We start from the raw sequence: 22,356 nt of genomic DNA on the forward strand, positions 1-22,356 counted from the left end.
CGCGAATGAACAAGACACACAGGGGATTGCATCCTCGCGTCAAGGTGGACGAATACACCTCGAAAGGGTGGTGGTCCGACGAGACGATCGATCACGTGTTCCGGGTGCAGGTGCGGACCCGAGGGGACGAGCTTGCCGTAGTTGATCCGGCGAACCGCAGCGAGTTGTCCGGCGGAGATCCACGACGCCTCAGTTGGAACGAACTGGAGAGCGAAGTCATCTCGCTCGCTGCGCGCTTCACCGAGGCAGGCTTGGGCCGGGGAGACGTTCTGGGCGTTCAGATGCCTAACACCGTCGAACTGGTCGAGGTCTACCTTGCAGCGTGGTCGCTGGGGATCGTGGTCTCACCCTTGCCCATGCAGTACCGCGAACGTGAAGTGGAAGGAATGGCCAACCAGGCGGCGTTTGCAGCATTTGTCACCGTGCCCAGCTTCGGCGACAGATTCCCGGCTACGGAGATCGCTGCAATCAGATCCCGGATTGCCTCTCTGAGATCGGTATTCGTCTACGCTCCCGAATCAGAGCTTCCGGCTGAGCTTCCCACCGGCGTCGTGGGGCTGAGTCCTCGCGCAGCCACCGAATCGCAGCGAAGTGCTCTGGACAGACGAAACACCGAAGATCCGAACGACCCCAACGACGCGATGACGATCTGTTGGACCTCCGGAACCGAAAGCGAGCCGAAGGGGGTCCCACGTTCGCACTACGAGTGGCTGGCCATCTGCTGGGCCACGATCGATGCTCCCGACATCGTCGTCGACGACGTCCTGCTTAACCCGTTCCCGATGGTCAACATGGCCGGAATCAACGGAATGTTCCTGCCCTGGCTCCGCACGGGATGTGTACTGGTACAGCACCACCCGTTCGACCTTCGAGTGTTCCTCGGGCAGATCGAGGCCGAGCGAGTGACATACACGGTAGCGCCGCCTGCTCTGTTGTGGATGCTGCTTGCCGACGAGTCGATGCTCGCGGCGGTCGATCTGTCGAGCTTGACGCGGATCGGTTCGGGTTCTGTGCCACTGCAACCTCCGATGGTGCGGGGATGGCAGGAGCGATATGGAATCGGAGTCATCAACTTCTTCGGATCCAACGAAGGCATCAGTCTGCTCTCCTCGCCTGCGGACATGCCGGATCCGGACGACCGCGCACGGTACTTCCCTCGTTTCGGTGTCGAGAACTTTCGCTGGAGCACCAGGATCTCGGACTGGATGGACGTTCGCCTGGTCGACGTGGTCACCGGCGAGGACATCACCGAAGTCGGGCACCCGGGTGAGTTGCGAATCAGCGGACCGACGGTCTTTGCCGGCTATCTCGGCGATCGACCGTCACCGTTCGACGAGCGCGGATTCCTGTGCACCGGAGATATCTTCGAGATTGCCGGTGATCACGGACAATTCCTCCGCTACCTGGATCGCGGCAAGGACCTGGTGATCCGCGGTGGAATGAACATCGCTCCGGCCGAATTGGAGGGGTTGATCGCCGAGCATCCGGCCGTCGCGGACGTGGCCGTCATCGGCGACCCCGACGAAGTGCTCGGTGAGCGCGTCGCAGCAGTGGTGACACTTCGACCCGAGACGGAACTCGAACTCGATGCTCTGGTTGCGTTCCTGAAGGACAAGCGCATCGCGTCGTACAAACTTCCCGAGCGGCTGGAGATTCGGAAAGAACTGCCGCGCAATTCGACCGGAAAGATCCTCAAGCGTGAGCTTCGACAGAAGAGTGTGGCATGAGTGTGATGAACGACAGTGACAAGCTTGCGTTGGCGCGTGAGATGTTCCAGGCGTGGGACGTCATGGACTGGGCACGCGTCGTCGATCTGTTCGCCGAAGACGGTGTGCTCCACAGCGTGATGCAGGAACCTCTTGTCGGCAAGGAGGCTGTAGCGGGCCGAATTGCATTGCTGGCAAGCAAGTGTGAACGGATCACTCTGAAGATCGAGTCGCTCGGCGTGATCGACGGCAGGGTTTTTGTACAGCGAGTGGACGATTTCCACTTCGACGGGACCCACGGCGTCGTTCCTGTTGTCGGAATCCTCAGCATGGCAGACGGGCTGGTCACAGAGTGGCTCGAGTACTACGACCGTCCGACACTCTTGAAGGGAATGGGTCTTGTCTCCGATTTCGAATAGCGGGATTTCGAAAAGCGGGATTTCGAGGAGCCGACTGCCGACGATCGACATCTCCTTGGGTTTGTGGCAGGACCGTCCGCCGCGGGAGGTGACCACTACTGCACGCCTCGCCGACAAACTGGGGTTCGGCCGAGTGTGGGTGGGGGAGATGGCGACGTACGACGCCTTTGCTCTGGCGACGTCAGTCGGCGCCGGCTTCGAGCACTCCGAGTTGGTGGTCGGCCCGCTTGCGGTGACGGTTCGTGATCCGGCGATGATCGCGATCGGGGCGGCGTCGGTAGCCGACCTGACCGGGCGTCACGTGTCGATAGCGTTGGGCACGTCCAGCGCTGTCGTGGTCGAAAAATGGCATGGGCGAAGCAGATCCGGGGCAGCACGTGCACTCGCGGAGTCCGCCCGCGGTGTGCGAGCGCTCATGAACGGCGAGCGGGGCGAAGTCGCCGGAACGGTGATGCGGACCAGCGGATATCGGCTGCGACTTCAGCCGCCGGGTGGGCGGCTGATCGTTGCAGCTTTCGGAGACAAGGCCCTTCGCGCCGCGGTGGAGTTGGGCGACGAACTGGTGCTCAATCTGGTCAGCCCGGAGCAAGCGGGGCGCCTGATCGCACGGTGCAAGGAAATCGCGGCTGAAATGGAAACGCCAATGCCCCAGGTGTCGGTTTGGGCGCCGGCGGCCGTGGCAACCGAAGGCCCAACTCAGATGTCGATCGATCAGCTCAGACGTGGGCTTGTGCCGTATCTCGCTGCCCCCGGGTACTCGGACATGTTCGTGCGAGCAGGGTTTGCATCCGTGATCGAGGAAGCCAGGGCCGGGACCGCGCCTCGAGAGATCTTGAGTCAGGTCTCGGACGCGATGGTCGCGACGGTGGGAATCGTGGGAACCGCGGCCGATGCGCGCGAGCAACTCGAGGCGTATCGAGCGGTGGGCGTGGACACCGTCGTGGCCGTGCCTTCATCCACTGATTCGGATCCGGCCGGGCAAGTGACGATGGAACTTCTTGCCGAGATGGTATGACGAATCCCCGACGAACTTACTCTCAGGTAAGTTCGTCGGGGATATGTCGAATCGAAGGAGTTGCCGTGAGTGATCGTGTTCGTGTCGAGGTAGTGCAGTCGGTGGCGTACGTGACGCTGAACCGGCCGGAGAAACTCAACGGTCTCGATCTGGACATGCTCGACGCGCTGGTGGACGCGGCCCGAACGATCAGAACTGATCGTTCGATCCGGGGCGTGGTTCTGCAAGGCGCGGGCGACGCATTCTCGGCCGGATTGGACTTCGCTTCTGCCGGCAAGCAGCCGAGCCGGATGGCCAAGGCCTTTGCGAAATTTCCCGGTCAGAAGACCAACCTCTTTCAACGTGCGTGCTGGGTGTGGCGCGAATTGCCCGTGCCGGTCATCGCGGTCGTTCACGGCCACTGCTTCGGCGGGGGACTGCAATTGGCGCTCGCCGCAGACTTTCGATTCACCACCCCTGATTGCACGTTCTCGGTGATGGAGGCGAAGTGGGGATTGATCCCCGACATGACCGGAACGGTCACGATGCGCGAACTCGCGGCGATGGACGTCGTGAAACGCCTCGCCATGACTGCTGAACTGTTCGATGGAAATCAGGCTCTCGAGTGGGGGTTCGTGAGCGGAGTAAGTGACAATCCGATCAAACCGGCGCAGGAACTGTTGTCGCAGATCACGACTCGCTCGCCGGACGCCGTCGCAGCGACGAAGACGTTGCTGCACAAGACCTGGAACCGATCGCCACGCGGTGCGTTCTGGATCGAATCGCGGATCCAACTGGCGCTGATGAGAGGCAAGAACCACAAGATCGTACGCTCCGCGAATACTGCAAAGACGCTGCCGGAGTTCGCCATTCGAAAGTTCGGCTGACAAACTCCGGCATCGCGTCGCCGTGGGGCGTTCTCATTCAGGCCGATTACACCATCAGATCTCGTCCAGATCGGTCCTTGATGAGCATCGTGGCGACGAACGACACTGCGGCCAACAGGGCGAGATAGATCGAGATGGCAAGAGTGCCACCGGTCTTGCCGAGGAGCCATTGGGCGACGGTGGGAGCAAAGGCGCCGCCGAAAATGGTGCCGACGGCGTAGGAGATCGACGCGCCGCTGTAACGGATCGAAGCTGGGAACAGTTCGGCGAACAATGCCGGTTGAGGTCCGTACGACAGTCCGAGTCCGACCGAGAACAGGATCATCGCCACGTAGATCCAGCCGAGATTGCCGGTGTCGATGAGGAGGAAGAACGGCACCGCGAAGAGGATCATTGCGAGGTTGCCGACGTTCATCACCGTGGTGCGGCCGCGCCGATCCGACCAGTAAGCGCCGATCATGGTGAAAACGCCCCACGTGACTGCACTTGCGAGCGTGGCAATCAGTAGTTCGGTCTTACCCAGGCCGTAGGTCTTGGTTGCGTACGCGACGATGAATCCGCCGATCACCATGTAGCCGTTGCCGTTTGTGCCGATGAAGGAGAGGGCCGCGAGTACGACTTGCTTCGGGTGTTTCTTGAACAGAGTTCGGATAGGCGTGTTGCTCTCGGTGCGGCGTTCCTTGAGTTCGGCGAACACGGGTGACTCGCTGACCTTGCTTCGAATGTAGAAGCCGACGCCGATCAGCACGACGCTGAGCAGGAACGGCACTCGCCATCCCCAGGTGGTGAACTGTTCGTCCGTGAGGGTGAACGTGCACAGTGCCAAAACGCCGGTGGCGAGCAACATTCCGAGCGGTACGCCCATCTGGACGAACGCTCCGAAGAATCCTCGACGCTTGGTGGGTGCGTGTTCGACGGCAAGAAGAGCAGCTCCACCCCATTCGCCGCCCGTCGAGAATCCCTGCACGATTCTGAGAAGGATCAACAGGATCGGCGCCCAGATCCCGATCGAGGCATACGTCGGCAGCGCGCCGATGAGAACCGTCGCGGCCCCCATCATCGCCAACGTCGCGACCAGGACACGTTTACGGCCGAGTCTGTCGCCGAGATATCCGGCCACGATGGCGCCGAGAGGACGGAAGACAAAGCTGATGCCGACCGTGACGTAGGAGACGATCTGGCCTGCCGAGCCCATCGGCTTGAAGAACAGGTCGGCAAAGATCAGGGCTGCGGCTTGGGCGTAGATGAAGAAGTCGTACCACTCGACGGTGGTGCCGACCATCGACGCCATCGCGGCGCGGTCGTACTCCTTCGCGGCGGGCTTGGTGCCAGTTCTGGTTGTGGTCATCGAGCTACTTTCTGCCAGTCACGTGGTTCACCGGCGCGGTGAACTGCGAAGTCGGAACAGGGGAGAAACGCTGTTCGATCTGCGACGTTGCCGGTGTGCTCGGTGCATGCTTGTGGCTGACTCGGAGCGTTCCTGCGCGATCTCATTGTCGATATTGGCAACCGAATGATCGGTAGGTAATGAATTATGCAGAAGTGTGAGCGTCAACACAAGGGGTGCCGGAAAGGTCTGATTATCTGGTGCAGAGCATGCGGGAAATCAGTTGCTCAGGTGTGGAGCGACGCGGCGATCCGCAGATCGATTTCCCTGGCGCTGAGCAGATGGTCGAGGACGAGAACCGCACAACCGAGGATCCCGGATTGTGCGCCGTGGCTGACCGAAGCGATCTGAAGCTTTCGGGTGGCAAGCGCCGTTGCGTTGCCGTAGACGGACTCCCGAAGTCCGGCGAGGAAGAGCTCGTCTGCCTCGGCCATGTCGCCGCCGATGATCAGGACCTCGGGATTGAGGAGGTTTACCGCGCCGGAAATGACGTCGCCGATAAGTCGGCCGCTGCTTCTGATGAGCCGGCGGGCTTCGCTGTCGCCGTCCAGGGCGAGGCGGACGACGTCACGCACGTGCCCGACGCTTCGGCCCTGATCTCGGAGGGCGTGCACGAGAGCCCAACCGCTGGCGACGGTTTCGACGCAGCCGACATCGCCGCAGCGACACTTCATGCCCCGCGCTGCAGCGGTTTTGGTATGCCCGATCTCGCCGGACGCTCCGAGTGAACCGCGTTGGAGGATTCCGCCCATGACGATTCCTGCGCCGAGGCCGGTTGACGCCTTGATCATCAGGAGGTTGGGCGCGCTCTCGCGTCGTTCGCTCAATTCGGCCAGGGCCATCACGTTGGCATCGTTGTCGGCGAACAGTGGCGCCGTGGTCACCGATGCCAGATAGGGGGCAAGAGCGACGCCGTCCCATCCCGCCATCATCGGAGAGTCGAGGCTCGCTCCCGCGGCGACGTCGACCGTTCCGGGAATGCTCAGTCCGATTCCGATGACCTCGGTAGACGCGCGTTGGACCTGGGCCAGTAGTGACGAAAGATGCTCGGCAATTTCGGGCATCAGTTCGTCGGGGCCGACCCCGACCGACTTGTCGATGTCTTCTGCGGCGAGGATCGTGCCCGCCAGGTCGGTGACGGCAAGTTGTGCCCGCGATCGACCGATTGCCACGACGAGAACCACGCCGGACGAGTTCGCGAAGGTGAGAGTGGACGGCGGCCGGCCGCCCGTCGACGGGCCCTCGTCGTCATCGGCGATCAAACCAAGCGATTGAAGTGCTGCAACCCTGGCCGATACCGCCGTCCTGGACAGGCCGGTGAGCTTCCCGATCTCGCTGCGCGTGGTCGCGGAACCGCTGCGTATCAGCGTGAATACCTCTCCCGCGGTAGCCGGAGTCGTGGACGGTCGGGTCATTGTCCTATTCAAGCATTCCTCGTCGGTAACTTCAGCGTGCGAAAGTTTGCATACTTTGTCCACAAAAAGACGTAAGTAGGTCTTGTGAAAAAGCAGAAGTAGGCATAGTCTGTGTCTTGACTCACTGCCACGGGCGTCCGAGGAGACGAGTCGCAGTTTCTGTGAAGCAGGGCGCACAAACAGGGGAGAACCTGATGAGCCGCACCGATACACAAGAGATCGTCGAGTTCGCACGTAAGTGGCAGCAGTTCGACGGTGGACCTGACGAAGAGATCTTTGTAACCTTCGGCCTCGCCCCGGACGAGTATTTCCGCAGGCTGCAGGCAATTCTCGACGACGGCGTCGTAGCGCTGACTCCGCCGGTCACCGGCGAACTCGCAACGGTCTGTGCACATCGACTCGGCCAATCGGCCAGGCGTCGATAAGCCCGACCCGGCGTCAGCCCAGAGTCACCCGAATCCGTTTCACCCGAGTAAGGAATTGAGGTCGCCATCATGCACAAGCACCTTCCGATGCCGTACCCGACCGCCGAAGTGTGGGACTGGCAGCTGCAGGGAGCGTGCCGTGGGCACGATTCCGCGGTGTACTTCCACCCGGACGGCGAGCGTGGACACGCTCGCGAGAACCGTGAACGCAACGCCAAGAAGGTCTGCGCGACGTGCCCCGTGCTCCAGCAGTGCCGCGAACACGCACTCTCCGTCCACGAGCCGTACGGCATCTGGGGTGGAATGACGGAGACCGAGCGCGCAGAATATGTGCGATCGCTGCGTAAGCGCAGCAACCGGATGCCCGCGGTCGCCAACGCGAGCTGACGGTCCTTCGGAAAGGACGCCAGTGTGACCCTCGTAGCCGGTATCGATTCGTCTACCCAGTCGTGCAAAGTCATTGTCCGTGATGCCGATTCGGGAGAACTGGTACGAGAAGGACGGGCGGCCCATCCCGTCGGTACCGAGATAGATCCGACATGCTGGCTCGAGGCGATGGACAATGCAATCGCCGCGGCGGGTGGGCTCGGCGACGTCGCAGCGGTATCCGTCGGAGCTCAACAGCACGGCATGGTGTGTCTGGACAGCGGCGGCGAGGTCGTCAGGCCGGCGCTGCTGTGGAACGACACTCGTTCGGCGAAGGCTGCGACGGATCTGGTCGAAGAACTCGGCGGATCGAAGGCGTGGGCCGACGCGGTTGGCGTAGTTCCGGTCGCCGCGGTCACGGCAAGCAAGCTTCGATGGCTCGCAGATCACGAGCCAGGCAACGCCGATCGCACTGCCGCGGTGTGTCTTCCGCATGACTGGCTGTCCTGGAAATTGGGCGGGTCCGGTTCAATCGAGGAGCTCGCCACAGACGCGGGCGACGCAAGTGGAACCGGCTATTACGCTGCCTCGACGCGCGAATACCGTACCGACTTGCTGGCGTTGGCATTTCGCGATCGCACCCCCCATGTTCCCCGAGTTGCATCGCCGAACGAAAAGATCGGAAACACTGGCTCCGGGGGAATCATCGGACCGGGTACGGGTGACAATGCCGCAGCCGCACTGGGTTTGGGAGCAGTTCCCGGTGACGTGATCATCTCGATCGGAACATCCGGTGTCGTGTCGGCTGTATCGGCCACCCCCACGCACGATCCCAGTGGAAGCGTGGCAGGATTCGCGGACGCAACCGGCCTGCACCTGCCGCTCGTGTGCACTCTCAATGGCGCGCGCATTCTTGATGCGACGGCGTCCATTCTCGGTGTCGATCACGCCGAACTGTCCCGGTTGGCGTTGACCGCGCCCCTCGGAAACGACGGGCTGGTCATGATTCCGTACTTCGAGGGCGAGCGGACGCCCAACCGTCCTGACGCCACGGGAGCAATGCACGGCTTCCGGCTGCAGAACTCGACGCCGGCGCATTTCGCGCGCGCCGCAGTCGAAGGGCTCCTGTGCGGCTTGGCCGACGGCGTCGACGATCTGGTTCGTCAGGGCGTCGAGGTGAAGCGAGTTCTCCTCGTCGGAGGCGGAGCGAAGTCTCGCGCTCTCTGTGAGATCGCGCCGGAAATTCTCGGAGTGCCGGTCGTAATCCCTGCTCCGGGTGAGTACGTCGCCGAAGGGGCATGCAGACAAGCAGCATGGGCACTGTCCGGGGACACGCAGCCTCCGGTGTGGCCGAAACCGGAAGAGCGACGATTCGACGCCGAACCAGCTCCCCACGTGCGCGATCGCTACGCGTCGTTGCGCGAACTCACCGAAGGCGTCTGAGCGCTCCCTACAGAAGCCCGAACTTCCGCACTGCGTCGAGTAGCGCGTGCGGACGTTCGGTCGTCGGCAGGGGATCGACGAGTGCGAACTGGCAACCGATGTCTCGGGCCGCGCCGTCGGCGACGTCGCTGTCACCGATCATCAGGGTCTGCGCCGCATCCACATCCAGCTGTGCCAGGGCGTATTCGAAGATCGCGGGTTCCGGTTTGACTGCACCCACCTCGAACGACAGGACGAACTCGTCGACCCAGACGTCCCAGCCGCGGTCGACGAACGCCGGACGGATGTCGAAGGCGATGTTGCTCAAGACGGCAGTGCGTACGCCCTTCTCCGACAATGACTTCAGGACCTCACCGGTATCCGGGTACGGCGACCACTGGTCCGGATCGACCAGCAGCGCGTAGAAAGCTTCGGCTCGAACGGGATCGGGCACCCCGGACTTACTCAACACGTCGAGGTAAGCCTGACGATGCAACTTCGGATCCCGGTCGCGGTTCTCCCACGCGTAGATCCCGGCTTCGTCCATCTCGACGGTTCTGCCCACCGGCGCGGTCATCCGACGCATCAACTCGGCTTGAGCGTGCACGTCGAGCGGATCGCCTTGATGATCGACGAGGTGCTCGGTCCAATCGTCGCTCTCCTCCAAACGGAAGAGGGTTCCGGAGAAATCGAACAGCGTCGCGGCGATATGTCCGTCTTGATGGGCCGTGCTGTCAGTGTTCACCTCGACAGGTTATCGGCGTCCGCTTTCCGATGCTTGATGTGAGCCAGTGCACGCGTACTTTGAGAGAGCACATTTTCCGAGGTTCCCCCGACGGGCACGATTTCGATGCCCCGGATGAACCGTATGACGAGGGGGATCCTCCGTGTCCGACCACGCGAATACACCAGACCTGACGAAGCCGTCCGGCGAAGACCCCCACCTCTCACGTCAGCTGTCCAACCGGCATATCCAGCTGATCGCCATTGGTGGTGCCATCGGCACCGGACTGTTCATGGGATCGGGCAAGACGATCTCGCTTGCCGGGCCCTCCGTGATCTTCGTGTACATGATCATCGGCTTCATGCTCTTCTTCGTCATGCGGGCGATGGGGGAGTTGCTGCTCTCGAACATGGCGTACAAGTCGTTCTCCGACTTCGCCGCGGATCTGCTGGGCCCCTGGGCGGGATTCTTCACCGGCTGGACCTACTGGTTCTGCTGGATCGTCACCGGCATCGCGGACGTCATCGCGATTTCCGGATACTTCAAATACTGGTGGCCAGGTCTCGCGGCATGGATACCTGCATTGCTGACGATCGCGGCGCTGCTGCTCCTCAATCTCCCGACCGTTCGCGCCTTCGGTGAAACCGAGTTCTGGTTCGCGCTGATCAAGATCGTCGCCATCGTCAGCCTTATCATCGTCGGCATCGTCATGGTCGTCTCCGGGTTCACGGCGCCGAACGGTGCCACCTCGGGTATCGACAACCTCTGGAACGACGGCGGCATGTTCCCGACCGGATTCATGGGCTTCGTGGCCGGCTTCCAGATCGCCGTGTTCGCCTTCGTGGGAATCGAGCTCGTCGGCACCACCGCCGCCGAGGCGAAGGACCCGGAGAAGAACCTGCCGAAGGCCATCAACTCCATCCCCATTCGTGTCCTGCTGTTCTACGTCGTTGCACTGACCGTGATCATCGCGGTCACTCCGTGGCGCGAAATCAGCGCAGACAAGAGTCCGTTCGTCGCCATGTTCACACTCGCCGGCCTCGGCATCGCTGCATCTGTCATCAACTTCGTCGTGCTGACCTCCGCTGCGTCTTCGGCCAACTCGGGTATCTACTCCACCTCGCGCATGGTGTTCGGCCTTGCACAGGAGGGCGACGCACCGCGGGCACTCGGCAAGCTGAACTCGCGCAAGGTCCCCGCGAACGCCCTGATGTTCTCCTGCATCTTCTTGCTGGCGTCGCTGATCCTGCTGTTCTCGGGCGATTCCGTGATCGAGGCCTTCACCGTCGTCACGACCATCTCGGCGCTGCTGTTCATGTTCGTGTGGACGATCATTCTGGCGAGCTACATGGTGTACCGGAAGCGTCGTCCGCACCTGCACGAGGCGTCGAAGTTCAAGATGCCCGGCGGCATCGTGATGTGCTGGGTCGTGCTCGCGTTCTTCGTCTTCATCCTCTGGGCGCTGACAACCAAGGACGACACCCTGCAGGCACTTGTCGTCACACCGATCTGGTTCGTGGTTCTGGGAATCGCGTGGGCGATCATTCGTCGCCGACCCGCTCACCGGGCACGATACGACGCATTCAAGTCAGAACTGGACGCCAGCCGACAGAACGGCGAGAAATAGTTTTGGTCAAGATCGGGTAACGGTGGCGGCCGCCTTGATCAAACTGTTACATTCTTCGGCAGACAGAGGAGCGGGCTTCATCAGAAGGACGCTGCACGCCGACGACTGACGGAGTACACACTGTGGGAAACCACCACCGCACGGGCAATGACGATGTTGTCTTCGAGATCGATCCCGAGGCAGCAAGCGGCCGCCACCGCACCCCGTCGGCTGGCCCTGGTGCCGGTGTCAAGGCGGGTGTCGTAGCTGCGGCTACCGGTGCACTCCTCGTCGGTGCAGGCCAGATGGGTGCAGGAACCGCTGCTGCGGCACCGGCAACACAGACCATCGCCGGCATCGAAATCCCGCAGGGTCTGCTTCCCGAGGGCGTTGTCGTTCCGGCTGAATTGGCGGCACTTCCCGCTCTCGACATTCCCGAGCTTCCCGATTTTGCTGCCGATCTCAACACGCAGGCACAGCAGTTCCTCGCGGGGATCAACCCCGGCACCTCTGCTCGCACCGTGCAGCCGGTGTCCGGAACGCTGACCTCCACCTTCGGTTCGCGCTGGGGAGCACACCACGGCGGTCTCGACATCGCGGCTCCGATCGGTACGCCGATTCTGGCTGCAGCAGACGGCCAGGTCATCGACGCCGGCCCGGCGTCAGGTTTCGGCCTCTGGGTTCGCGTCCAGCACGACGACGGCACGGTCACCACGTACGGCCACGTCAACGACTACCAGGTCAACGTCGGCCAGCGCGTCAATGCTGGCCAGCAGATCGCCACAGTGGGTAACCGTGGCCAGTCCACCGGCCCGCACCTGCACTTCGAGGTTGCCGAGAACGGCGCAAAGGTCGATCCCGCAGCGTGGCTGCAGGCTCGCGGCGTGGCTGTCACCTGGGTAGACAACTCGTAAGAGAAACTTTCGGAGAACTGCGGTGGCGTCGGGAAATTCTTCCCGGTGCCACCGCAGTTCTCGTTTGTCGGTGACACCGGCCGGATAGCCTTCAGTGACGTTGATCGTCGAAGGGGGAATGCGCGATGGGTGCAGAAGTCACGGCGCGAGAATTCACGCGGGCGGACCGTAGGCTCTTTCGCAAGAAAGTGCGGTCATGCGTCGACGCCATGAAGCAGATGCTCGATGGTGGTGACTTCCGAGACGCCGTCGACAAGCCGGCGCCGCTGCTGGGCATGGAGATCGAATTCAACCTGGTGAACGGGGACATGGCTCCTGCGATGTCCAACCGTGAAGTGCTCGAATCCATCGACGACGCTGCGGTTTTCCAAACCGAGCTCGGACAGTTCAACGTCGAGATGAACGTCGAACCCGGCCCACTCACCGGTGATGCAACTTTCGAATTGGAAAAGAAACTGCGCGCCTCCCTCGGCGTCGCAGACGCGCGAATCCATGCGCACGACGCCGAGATGGTGATGATCGGGATGCTGCCGACCCTGCAACTCGAGCATCTCGATCGAGAGTGGATCACCGCGAACCCGCGCTACGAATTGCTCAACGAGCAAATTTTCACCGCTCGAGGCGAGGACATCGAACTCGACGTCGAAGGCGTCGCGCTACCTGGCAGCGACGTGGAAATTCTTCGGGCCGATACCAATTCGGTAGTCCCGGAGGCGGCATGTACGTCCATGCAGTTGCATCTCCGCGTTGCGCCGGAAGAGTTTGCCGCGCATTGGAATGCCGCGCAGTGTCTGGCCGGCGTACAGGTGGCGTTGGCGGCTAATTCTCCTTTCCTGGCAGGCAAGGCACTCTGGCACGAATCGCGCATCCCGATCTTCGAGCAGGCCACGGACACAAGAACTTTCGAGCTGAAGAACCAAGGTGTACGGCCGCGGGTGTGGTTCGGTGAGCGGTGGATCCACTCAGTGCTCGACTTGTTCGAAGAGAATTCACGGTACTTCCCGGCCCTGCTGCCTGACGTGTCGGACATCGATCCACTGGAAGTGCTCGCGGCGGGCGGGGTTCCGGAGTTGAGCGAGCTTCAGATGCACAACGGCACGGTCTATCGCTGGAATCGTCCGGTGTACGACTGCTCGGATGGCAAGCCGCACTTGCGTATCGAGAATCGAGTGCTGCCGGCCGGACCGACTGTCGTCGACATCATGGCCAATGCGGCCTTCTACTACGGCACAGTTCGGGCGCTGGTGAACGCGGAGCGGCCACTGTGGTCGCACATGTCGTTCCATGCGGCAGAAGAGAACCTGCACATCGGCGCCAAGTACGGACTCGACGCAACTTTGTACTGGCCGGAGATCGGTTGGGTCGGTGCCGACGAGTTGGTCCTGCGAAGGCTGCTGCCATTGGCGGACGAGGGTTTGGCGGACTTCGGATTGTCCGCCGCGGCCCGCGATCGTTATCTCGGCGTCATCGAGGGGCGGTGCCTGAATCGGCAGACCGGTGCCGCCTGGCAACGAGAGCATGTGGCGCGCGCGGAGGCCTCGGGCGCGGATCGCTCGACTGCGCTCACCGGAATGCTCCGCGGTTACGTCGAGAACATGCGGGCGGGAGATCCCGTTCACACCTGGTCCTGATTGCTCTGCTAATTCTCCTATCCGTCAACAGTTTCGGGGACCTAAGTCCCCGAAATGAAGAGGGGGCGACCCCAAAAAAGCCGGACAAGTGGGATGGTTAGAGTGAAAGTGGCTCGGTTACTTCTTCAGGAAGGTGGGCACATGAGTTCACGCGAACATAACAGTGTTGTTGTCGGAGTCGAGGGTTCGGACACTGCGTCCACTGCGCTCCGCGAGGCCGCGAAAATCGCCGCCCAGCGCGAATTGCGACTCGACATCATCCACGCTCTCGACTTCGCGCCTTACGGTTTCGGCGGACCGTACGTCGACGCGGGTGGGGTGTACGAATGGGTCGAAGAGGCGGGAAAAGCGATCTTGGCAGAGGCGGAACAATTCGCCCATGAGATCGATCCGAAACTCGAAGTTCACACCGAAATCGCCATCGGCAGCGCAACTCAGTGGTTGATCGAGAGTTCGGCGCAGGCCAGGCGGGTCGTTGTCGGAGCGTCCGCTTCAGGCAAGGCGGCGACGGCAGTTCTCGGCAATACAGCGGTCGGTGTTGCCAGTCACGGCAAGTGCCCGGTCATCGTCGTGCGGGACCGCGACGGCGCAGTGCCTTCGGAGGGACCCGTCGTGGTCGGCGTCGACGGCAGTGCGCTCAGCGCGCAAGCAGTGGGCGCGGCATTCGAGGAAGCAGCGTTCCGCGGCGCCGAGTTGGTGGCGCTGCACGTTTGGAGTGACCTCGGCAGCGCGGCATTCGAAGACCCGAGGGCAGCTGCGCTTGCCCCGCAGTCTCTTGAAGAGGAAGAGCACGCAGTACTCAGCGAGAGCTTGGCCGGTTGGTCCGAGCAGTACCCGGACGTGAAGGTCCGGCGCGAGGTATACCTCGACAACCCACGAGGACGGCTGCTCGACTGGTCGGCAAAAGCGCAGCTTGTTGTAGTCGGCAGCCGTGGCCGTGGTGGATTCCGTGGCATGCTCCTCGGCTCGACCAGCAATACTCTGATCGCTTCGGCCAAGTGCCCCGTCATGGTGGTTCGCCCCGAAGAATCCTGACCTCTCCAAGTTCTCCCGCTACCCCGTTCGTTTCGGTCATCGAATACGAACGGGGTAGTCACATGAATGCGGACTCATGTTCCGTAGTGTTCGATGTGAGTTAGGTGTTCGATGGGAGTACCAAGGCTGTGTGCGCGTCGCACACGGCGGCAATCGTCTGGATTGGGGTTACAACGTGCGTATCGGTATGGGTTTGAACTACAGCGGCGGGTTCGCCGAAACCGTCGAAGAGGTCGGTGACCTGGAGAAGGCGGGCCTGGACATCGCCTTCGTTCCGGAAGCGTATTCCTTCGACGCGGTCAGCCAGCTCGGTTACCTGGCGGCCAAGACGTCGACCATCGAACTCGCTTCGGGAATCTTCCAGATCTACACCCGTACGCCCTCGTTGACCGCCATGACGGCAGCGGGCCTGGACTTCGTCTCCAACGGTCGCTTCGTTATGGGCCTGGGTGCTTCCGGACCGCAGGTGATCGAGGGATTCCACGGCGTCAAGTACGACGCTCCGTTGGGACGCACGCGTGAGGTCGTAGAGATCTGCCGTCAGGTGTGGCGCCGCGAGAAGGTCGAATACCAGGGCAAGTACTACCAGGTTCCGCTCCCCGCCGAGAAGGGCACCGGACTGGGCAAGCCGCTCAAGCTGATCAATCATCCTGTGCGTGAGCGCATCCCGATCCTGATCGCTTCGCTCGGACCCAAGAACGTCGAGCTGACGGCTGAGATCGCCGAAGGCTGGGAACCCATCTTCTTCCATCCGGAAAAGGCAGCAAGCGTATGGGGCGAGCCGATTGCGAAGGGCAAGGCCAAGCGCGATCCGAGCCTCGGCGAGCTTCAGGTGTACGCGTCGCCGGCCCTGGCCATCGGTGACGACGTCGACCACATGCTCGACTGGGTACGCCCGAGCCTTGCGCTCTACATCGGCGGTATGGGCGCCAAGGGCAAGAACTTCTACAACGACCTCGCGGTGCGATACGGCTACGAAGAGGCCGCCGAGAAGATTCAGGATCTCTACCTCGCGGGCAAGAAGGACGAGGCCGCAGCAGCGGTCCCGGACGAGCTGGTTCGCGCCGTGTCGTTGATCGGTCCCGAGAGCTACGTCAAGGAACGCGTCGCAGCCTTCGCCGAAGCTGGCGTCACGACGCTCAACGTCACGCCGTTGGCGGCCGATCGCAACGGCCGTGTTCAGCTGATCGAGAAGTTCCGCAAGATTTGTGACTGACCCTGCTGTGCGCCTTTATTAACCGCCGGCGGTTAATAAAGGCGCACAGCAGAGCGGGTGATTCGGGATCTCTTGCGCACGAAACCCGATTTTTGGCGCTTTCATATGGGACTTTTTTCACTTCTGACCGGTCGGGTTCTTCGCCTAACGTGGATCGAGTAGCCAGGGTTTGCGTGCGAATCCGGCACCGGTGGCCTCGTTGACGCCCGAAAGGGATGTTGGCGGGGCCGTTGCCGCAGTCCACCCGAACTCGGAATGTCCGATTCGGGACTCGCGTCGGCTGATGAATCCTTTTTGCCGTCATTGGGCAATAGTGTGAGGGCGAAGAGATTCTCTGGTCGATCGTGGAGGGACGAACATGAGTGCAACCAAACCCGTAGTCGTAGCAGTGGACGGCTCGGAATCGGCGTCGTCGGCTGTCGTCTGGGCCGCTCGAACGGCGGTGGCGCTCGGTCGTCCGCTGCACATCGCGACGGTGGTGCACATCCCCGCTTTCTACTACTCCGAGCCGTACCTCGCCGAGAGCTTCAAGGACGAACTTCGCCGCACTGCCACCGCCCGTCTGGACAGCGCGCAGATCCTCGCGCGGCAAAGCATCGACGACGACCTCGAGATCGTCACCGAACTACTCGACGGCAGCGTCTCCGATCGCCTGATCGAATTGTCCAAGGGCGCGTACATCATTGCGCTCGGCCCCCGCGGGCATGGTGAATTCACCGGATTGGTCGTCGGTTCCGCGACGGTGTCGGTGGTCTCGCACGGCGAATCTCCGGTGGCGGTAGTCCGGGGCCGGACGCTTGATGGTCGACCGCCGACCGAAGGTCCTGTCGTCGTCGGTGTCGATGGATCCGAAAGCAGCATCGAGGCAGTCGAGCATGCTTTCGAACAGGCATCCGCTCGTGGTGCAACGTTGATCGCGGTCAACGTGTGGAGCGATGTGAGCGTGCAGCCCTCTCTGGGCGCCACTCCTGACGATCCACTGTGGAGCAGCATCCAGACAGGTGAGGAAGTTGTCCTTGCCGAGCAATTGGCTGGTTTCACCGAGCGCTACCCGGACGTCGTCGTCGAGAGAGTCGTCGCGCGTGACCGTCCGGTCCGAGTGCTGAGCGAATACGCGGAGACGGCGCAATTGATCGTCGTCGGCAGTCGTGGGCGCGGCGGATTCGCGGGAATGCTCCTCGGATCGACCAGTCGGGCACTGCTCCATACTGCGGATTGCCCGGTTCTCATCGTCCGGCACGTCAACAAGTGAAGAGAATGCATTCAATGACTTTTGAGTCCACCGTCTCCGGTACCGTTCGACGTGAGATGTCTTTTGGAGGGGTTCGATGACAACGCGGATATTCCTGGTCGACGATCACGAGATCGTCAGACGCGGATTGTTCGACCTACTCGGTGGGGTCGAAGACTTCGTGGTGGTGGGTGAGGCCGCATCCGTGGGAGAAGCATTGGCTGCGGTACCGCAGAGCAATGCCGACGTCGCGGTTCTGGACGTACGGCTGCCGGACGGCAACGGCGTCGAACTGTGCCGCGAACTGCGCTCGATGCTGCCCAACCTGCGCTGCCTGATGCTCACGTCGTACGCGGACGACGAGGCACTACTCGACGCGATCATGGCGGGCGCTTCGGGATTTGTCCTCAAACAGATTCTCGGAACCGATCTGGTCGCTGCGGTCCGCACAGTCGGGCGCGGCGGTTCACTGCTCGACAGTCGGGCGACGGAGGCGCTGATGCAGCGGATCCGTAGCGACCGCACAGCTGATCCGTTGGCCGAACTTTCCGATCAGGAGCGAGCAGTCTTCGACCTCATCGGAGAGGGACTCACCAACCGGGAGATCGGCGCGCGATTGTTCCTCGCGGAGAAGACAGTCAAGAACTACGTGACGCGTCTGCTCTCGAAGCTGGGCATGCAGCGTCGTACTCAGGCTGCGGTGCTGGCCACCGAAATCCGCAGCGGCAGTCGATAGGTCTACCGACCGGACTTCGGTCGATTCGAGTTGGTGCGCCCGAGCGGTACTCGCCAGAGCAGGCGTGCACCGCTCGGATCGTGGTTGACGATCGTGCACGTACCGCCGCAATGTTCGGCACGGCGCTCGAGATTGTGAAGTCCACTCTTGTGGAAGTCGGAGGGGAGTCCGACGCCGTCGTCTTCGATCGTGATCGCAAATTCGACGTCCGCGGTGACTGCGATGGTGATGTGGTGTGCGTGTGCATGCCGAAGGACGTTGCTCAGCCCCTCACGCAGCACAGCTTCGGCGTGCTGGTGGATCCCGGGATTCACCAGAGTGTCGATGGCGCCGGAGAATTGGACGCTGGGGGTCACGGAGGACTGTGCGGTGGCGTCGCCGATGACATCGAGGAGGCGTCGGCGCAGGCTCGACGAATCGGTGGCTGTGGGAGTCTGCAGATCGAAGATGGTTGTCCGAATCTCGCGGACTGTCTTGTCGAGCTGTTCGAGGGATCGTTTGACAATCGCGCGCGCCGACTCCGGGAGGGTCTCGTCCGGAAGCGTGCTCTGCAGGCTCATTCCGCTCGCGAACAGTCGCTGGATGACGTTGTCGTGCAGATCTCGTGCGATGCGGTCGCGGTCCGCGAGAACCGACAACAGGCGTTGCGCCTTTTGTTTCTCGTCGAACTCGATTGCAACGGAGCCGAGTTCGGCCATCGACTCGATTCGGGTCAGTTCGTCGTGATCCCAGTGCGTGTTGGACGAGTTCGACGCCACGATGACCGCGCCGACTACACCCGAGGCGACGCACATCGGTGCCACGACCGCACTTCCGGCCGACGGCACCAGTTCGGTGAGTGCACCTAAAGTGGTGAGTACCTGTAGCTTTCGAGTGCTCCGCACCACGTCGAACGGATAGGTCGTCGCTGGAATTCTGACTCCACGTGACGTGGTTCGGGCGCTGGCCGCAGCGTGAACCTGTGCGTATCCGTTCTCGCAGATCACCACGATCACGTCGTCGACGCCGGTCAGGTCCCGAACGCGACTGGCAAGAAGTTGCAGGCCGTCCTCGAGCGAGTCACCGGCCAGCAACCGCGAGCGAATGGCAGATGTTGCGGTGAGCCATCTTTCACGAGTTCGTGACTGCTCGAACAGCCGGGCGTTTTCCACAGCGATGCCGGCTGCGATGGCGAGGGCCTCGAGAATGACCTCGTCTTCTTGGGTGAACTCGGCTTTTCCTCGTTTCTCGGTCAGGTAGATGCTCCCGAACACCTTTCCTCGCATCATGATCGGCGCCCCGAGGAAACTCTCCATCGGTGGATGATTCGCGGGGAATCCCACCGATTCGGGATGGTCGCCGAGATGCGCCACACGCAAAGTCTGCGGGTGATTCATCAGAACACCCAGAACGCCATGACCTTCGGGGAAATGCCCCATGGTCGCGCGTTGGGACCCGGAGATTCCCTCGTACACGAATTCCGAGAGCCCGCCCCCTGGCGCCGCAACCCCCAGGGCGCCGTAGCGGCAATCCAGAACCGTTGTCGCAGAGGTGATGATCCGTTGGAGAGTCAGGTCGAGATCCAGACCTGAACCGACCACCAGGACCGCCTCGAGCAGACGGTGGAGTGTCGGTATGTCTGCATTAGAATCGCCCAGGCGGTCGAGCAACTCGCCGAACGTGCGTGCCGGACTGTGACCCGATGCTTCGACCATGGTCGAAGCATATCGCCTCGCGGAACGTCAGCCCTCCTGACTGCGACCTTCCCACCACGACGACCAGTGATGCTTGATTTCGTCGAACTCGTCATCGCTCAGGTCGTAGGTGGTCAGCAGGATGGACATGCCTCCGTCTGGCCGCTGCGGAGTCACCGACTGGGTCGCGACAGAGAGTAGACCAGGACCGAGATCTTCGACTGTCAACCCGAATTGGTGATCGGTGACGTAGTCGACGACGCCTTCGAAATAGTCGCCGGGAGCGATTGTCGCCGCGTACCGACTTCCCGCTTCCAAACCGATTTCGGTGAGCCCGAGGACGGTTGCCGCATTCTCGCCAGGGAGCAGCAGGCCGTCGAGATAGATGGTTCTTCGCTCAGCGAGTCCGTGGTGCTCCACTGCGAATCTGAGCAACGGGAGGAACGTCGTCCATCCCTCGGTGATGTCGTCGTACCAGTCGTCGGCGGCAGATTTGGCCGGCCGATCGATGCGGACGACCGTCTTGCCGTCTTGTTCGAGAAGTGAGAAGCGGTCACCGTTTCCGAGTTTCAGCGTCAGTGCTTCGGGATCGGCCTCAGCGGTGGAGTAGATCTGGGTGATTTCGTCGTCGAGACCGTCGTACTCCCAGCCGAACCAACGACGAATCAGCGACGGGTCGCGCAGGGCGGGCCACAGAACGGACGGGGCTGCGACGATGGACACTTCGATCACGGTTTCGCTCACCCGGAAGACGGTACCGACTTCAACCCTTCATAGCGACGGTGAGCAGAAATGCAACGTCTTCGAGCGCTTCGACGCTGTGGCGGTCGGCCGGCACGGTGAGGAAATCACCGGTGGATCCTTTCCACTGGTCGCTCCCACACACAAGATTCAGCTTCCCGCTCAGGACCAACAGTGTGGCTTCGCCCGGACTGTCGTGTTCGGCGAGACTCTTGCCGGCGCTCAGCGCGATCACCGTCTGTCGCAGGCTGCGCTGGTGGCCGCCGTAGACGGTTTGTGAACTGCGACCGCTGGTCGCCGAGCCCGCCAGTTTCAACTGTTGGCGAGCGAGAGCGGTCAGTGACTTCTTGTCCATCGAAGACCTCTCGGAAGCGGTGAATGTCGTTCTTGGAGTATGACCGACTCACTCGCGAGGTGCCTCGTTATCGGCGGAAGTCGGTCAGCGCGTGTATTCCAGCCAGCGGAAGCGCAGCCCGCTCTTCTCCGAGGTCTGCCAGGGCTCGTCGGACTTCAGGTTCCATTCGGGGCCGATCTCGGGAGCAAAGGCATCACCGGCGATGTCGAGGTCGACCTCGGTCACCAGGAGATGCGTCGCGAATGGCAGTGCAGCCGAATAAATTTGCCCGCCGCCGACGACAAATACGTCACCGTCCGGCAACGCCAAGGCGTCGTCCAGCCTGTGGACTACCTCGGCGCCTTCGGCTTGCCATTGCGGATCGCGCGTGACGACGATGTTCCGACGCCCGCTGAACGGCCGGAACTTCAGCGGAATGGAGTCCCAGGTGCGCCGTCCCATGATCACCGGATGTCCCATGGTGACGCGTTTGAAGTAAGCCATGTCCTCGGACACGCGCCACGGGATCGTGTTGTCGACGCCGATGACGCCGTCGTGGGCCTGCGCCCAGATGAGGGTGACTGTGCGATCGGTCATCGTCAGACCGCTACCGGCGCTTTGATCGCGGGGTGGTGCTGATAATCGACGATCTCGACGTCCTCGAAGGTGTAGTCGAAAATGGAGTCGCGTTTGTTCAGCTTCAGGGTCGGCAACGGAAGGGGCTCGCGACCGAGCTGCTCGGTGACCTGGTCGACGTGGTTGTCGTAGATGTGGCAGTCACCGCCGGTCCAGACGAACTCGCCGACGTCGAGTCCGGCCTGCTGGGCCATCATGTGGGTGAGCAGCGCGTAGCTGGCGATGTTGAACGGAACGCCGAGGAACATGTCGGCGCTGCGCTGGTACAACTGGCAGGAGAGCTTTCCGTCGGCGACGTAGAACTGGAAGAACGCGTGGCATGGAGCCAGCGCCATCTGCGGAATGTCGGCGACGTTCCACGCCGAGACGATGATTCGCCGCGAATCGGGGTTGGAGCGCAGGGTCTCGACGGTCTGCGTGATCTGGTCGATGTGCTCGCCCGAAGGGGTGGGCCAGCTACGCCACTGGACGCCGTAGACGGGGCCGAGTTCGCCGTTCTCGTCGGCCCACTCGTCCCAGATGGAGACGCCGTGCTCGTGCAGCCACGCCACATTGGAGTCGCCGCGCAGGAACCACAGGAGCTCGTTGACGATCGACTTGAGGTGGACCTTCTTGGTGGTGACGAGCGGAAAGCCGTCGGCAAGATCGAAACGCATCTGGTGACCGAAGATGCTGCGGGTGCCGGTTCCGGTTCGATCGGATTTGGCGGTACCCGTCTCCATGACGAGCCGGAGGAGGTCTTCGTAAGCAGTGGAGACAGTCACGGGAATCAGTCTAGGGCCTGCCTTGCCGTGGGGCGTTAATAAAAAACCCCCGGGAAAAAAAAGCCACCGCCAAAAACCAAACGCCCCATCCCCA

General features: G+C 62.0%; 22 protein-coding genes. 14 read left to right on the forward strand and 8 right to left on the reverse strand.

All coding sequences use genetic code 11. The annotated features are described in order from the left end of the window. The first annotated feature begins 5 nt into the window (after positions 1–5). From QM596_RS07325 to QM596_RS07340, 4 genes are all read left to right on the forward strand, one after another. On the forward strand, positions 6–1,727 hold the full coding sequence (locus tag QM596_RS07325; RefSeq protein ID WP_020908682.1) for a class I adenylate-forming enzyme family protein: 1,722 nt from the start codon (positions 6–8) through the stop codon (positions 1,725–1,727). Beyond that, complete coding sequence (locus tag QM596_RS07330; protein WP_019744799.1) at positions 1,724–2,125, forward strand: nuclear transport factor 2 family protein; 402 nt, start codon at positions 1,724–1,726, stop codon at positions 2,123–2,125. The genes QM596_RS07325 and QM596_RS07330 overlap by 4 nt, the downstream gene beginning before the upstream one ends. Before the next feature lie 61 nt (positions 2,126–2,186). Further along, positions 2,187–3,140 (forward strand): LLM class F420-dependent oxidoreductase, encoded by a 954-nt coding sequence (locus tag QM596_RS07335; RefSeq protein WP_283308777.1) that lies wholly within the window; start codon positions 2,187–2,189, stop codon positions 3,138–3,140. A 65-nt stretch (positions 3,141–3,205) separates the two neighbouring features. After that, positions 3,206–4,006, forward strand: a complete 801-nt coding sequence (locus QM596_RS07340; protein ID WP_283308494.1) for a crotonase/enoyl-CoA hydratase family protein — start codon at positions 3,206–3,208, stop codon at positions 4,004–4,006. 46 nt (positions 4,007–4,052) lie between these two features. Here QM596_RS07340 and QM596_RS07345 read toward each other — a convergent pair whose 3' ends face one another. Beyond that, complete coding sequence (locus QM596_RS07345; RefSeq protein WP_019744796.1) at positions 4,053–5,354, reverse strand: MFS transporter; 1,302 nt, start codon at positions 5,352–5,354, stop codon at positions 4,053–4,055. Positions 5,355–5,620: 266 nt separating this feature from the next. After that, on the reverse strand, positions 5,621–6,808 hold the full coding sequence (locus QM596_RS07350; RefSeq protein WP_021332277.1) for an ROK family transcriptional regulator: 1,188 nt from the start codon (positions 6,806–6,808) through the stop codon (positions 5,621–5,623). Between the two features lie 194 nt (positions 6,809–7,002). Here QM596_RS07350 and QM596_RS07355 point away from each other — a divergent pair, with 194 nt between their 5' ends. The 3 genes from QM596_RS07355 (at position 7,003) to xylB (ending at position 9,042) form a co-directional block, all read left to right on the forward strand. Further along, entirely contained in the window at positions 7,003–7,233 is a 231-nt protein-coding gene (locus QM596_RS07355) for a DUF3263 domain-containing protein (protein ID WP_020970382.1), read from the forward strand. A 69-nt stretch (positions 7,234–7,302) separates the two neighbouring features. Continuing rightward, positions 7,303–7,620: a WhiB family transcriptional regulator gene (locus tag QM596_RS07360; protein WP_003946343.1), complete on the forward strand. Its 318-nt coding sequence runs from the start codon at positions 7,303–7,305 to the stop codon at positions 7,618–7,620. Positions 7,621–7,644: 24 nt separating this feature from the next. After that, positions 7,645–9,042 carry a xylulokinase gene (gene xylB, locus QM596_RS07365; RefSeq protein WP_283308496.1) on the forward strand — a complete coding sequence of 466 codons (1,398 nt, stop codon included), beginning with the start codon at positions 7,645–7,647 and terminating at the stop codon, positions 9,040–9,042. A 7-nt stretch (positions 9,043–9,049) separates the two neighbouring features. Here the strand turns inward: xylB and QM596_RS07370 are convergent, their stop codons facing one another. Next, positions 9,050–9,766 carry an HAD family hydrolase gene (locus QM596_RS07370; protein ID WP_135000461.1) on the reverse strand — a complete coding sequence of 239 codons (717 nt, stop codon included), beginning with the start codon at positions 9,764–9,766 and terminating at the stop codon, positions 9,050–9,052. Between the two features lie 142 nt (positions 9,767–9,908). Here QM596_RS07370 and cycA point away from each other — a divergent pair, with 142 nt between their 5' ends. The 7 genes from cycA to QM596_RS07405 all read left to right on the forward strand — a co-directional run bounded on the left by cycA (position 9,909) and on the right by QM596_RS07405 (position 18,114). After that, complete coding sequence (gene cycA, locus QM596_RS07375) at positions 9,909–11,372, forward strand: D-serine/D-alanine/glycine transporter (RefSeq protein ID WP_019744791.1); 1,464 nt, start codon at positions 9,909–9,911, stop codon at positions 11,370–11,372. Positions 11,373–11,494: 122 nt separating this feature from the next. Beyond that, a complete protein-coding gene (locus tag QM596_RS07380) occupies positions 11,495–12,265 on the forward strand; it encodes a M23 family metallopeptidase (protein ID WP_003946431.1) in 771 nt (256 codons plus the stop codon). A 125-nt stretch (positions 12,266–12,390) separates the two neighbouring features. Continuing rightward, positions 12,391–13,896 (forward strand): glutamate-cysteine ligase family protein, encoded by a 1,506-nt coding sequence (locus QM596_RS07385; RefSeq protein ID WP_283308498.1) that lies wholly within the window; start codon positions 12,391–12,393, stop codon positions 13,894–13,896. Positions 13,897–14,037: 141 nt separating this feature from the next. Continuing rightward, a complete protein-coding gene (locus tag QM596_RS07390) occupies positions 14,038–14,931 on the forward strand; it encodes a universal stress protein (protein ID WP_019744789.1) in 894 nt (297 codons plus the stop codon). Positions 14,932–15,106: 175 nt separating this feature from the next. Next, positions 15,107–16,147 carry an LLM class F420-dependent oxidoreductase gene (locus tag QM596_RS07395; RefSeq protein ID WP_007727670.1) on the forward strand — a complete coding sequence of 347 codons (1,041 nt, stop codon included), beginning with the start codon at positions 15,107–15,109 and terminating at the stop codon, positions 16,145–16,147. A gap of 358 nt (positions 16,148–16,505) precedes the next feature. After that, the gene (locus tag QM596_RS07400) at positions 16,506–17,399 is read left to right on the forward strand and encodes a universal stress protein (protein WP_003946389.1); all 894 of its coding nucleotides are present in this window, start codon (positions 16,506–16,508) and stop codon (positions 17,397–17,399) included. Between the two features lie 76 nt (positions 17,400–17,475). Continuing rightward, positions 17,476–18,114: a response regulator gene (locus tag QM596_RS07405; protein WP_019744786.1), complete on the forward strand. Its 639-nt coding sequence runs from the start codon at positions 17,476–17,478 to the stop codon at positions 18,112–18,114. A 2-nt stretch (positions 18,115–18,116) separates the two neighbouring features. Here the strand turns inward: QM596_RS07405 and QM596_RS07410 are convergent, their stop codons facing one another. The 5 genes from QM596_RS07410 to QM596_RS07430 all read right to left on the reverse strand — a co-directional run bounded on the left by QM596_RS07410 (position 18,117) and on the right by QM596_RS07430 (position 22,262). Continuing rightward, a complete protein-coding gene (locus QM596_RS07410) occupies positions 18,117–19,808 on the reverse strand; it encodes a sensor histidine kinase (RefSeq protein WP_283308499.1) in 1,692 nt (563 codons plus the stop codon). A gap of 27 nt (positions 19,809–19,835) precedes the next feature. Beyond that, positions 19,836–20,531 carry a hypothetical protein gene (locus QM596_RS07415; RefSeq protein WP_283308501.1) on the reverse strand — a complete coding sequence of 232 codons (696 nt, stop codon included), beginning with the start codon at positions 20,529–20,531 and terminating at the stop codon, positions 19,836–19,838. A 19-nt stretch (positions 20,532–20,550) separates the two neighbouring features. Then, positions 20,551–20,883 (reverse strand): cupin domain-containing protein, encoded by a 333-nt coding sequence (locus QM596_RS07420; protein ID WP_003946336.1) that lies wholly within the window; start codon positions 20,881–20,883, stop codon positions 20,551–20,553. A gap of 84 nt (positions 20,884–20,967) precedes the next feature. Beyond that, on the reverse strand, positions 20,968–21,459 hold the full coding sequence (locus QM596_RS07425; protein ID WP_019744784.1) for a dihydrofolate reductase: 492 nt from the start codon (positions 21,457–21,459) through the stop codon (positions 20,968–20,970). A gap of 2 nt (positions 21,460–21,461) precedes the next feature. Continuing rightward, positions 21,462–22,262, reverse strand: coding sequence for a thymidylate synthase (locus tag QM596_RS07430; protein WP_003946427.1), 801 nt, complete (start codon positions 22,260–22,262; stop codon positions 21,462–21,464). Positions 22,263–22,356 lie beyond the last annotated feature (94 nt).

The sequence above is a fragment of the Rhodococcus sp. IEGM 1406 genome, from assembly GCF_030056745.1.
Taxonomy (GTDB): domain Bacteria; phylum Actinomycetota; class Actinomycetes; order Mycobacteriales; family Mycobacteriaceae; genus Rhodococcus_F; species Rhodococcus_F erythropolis.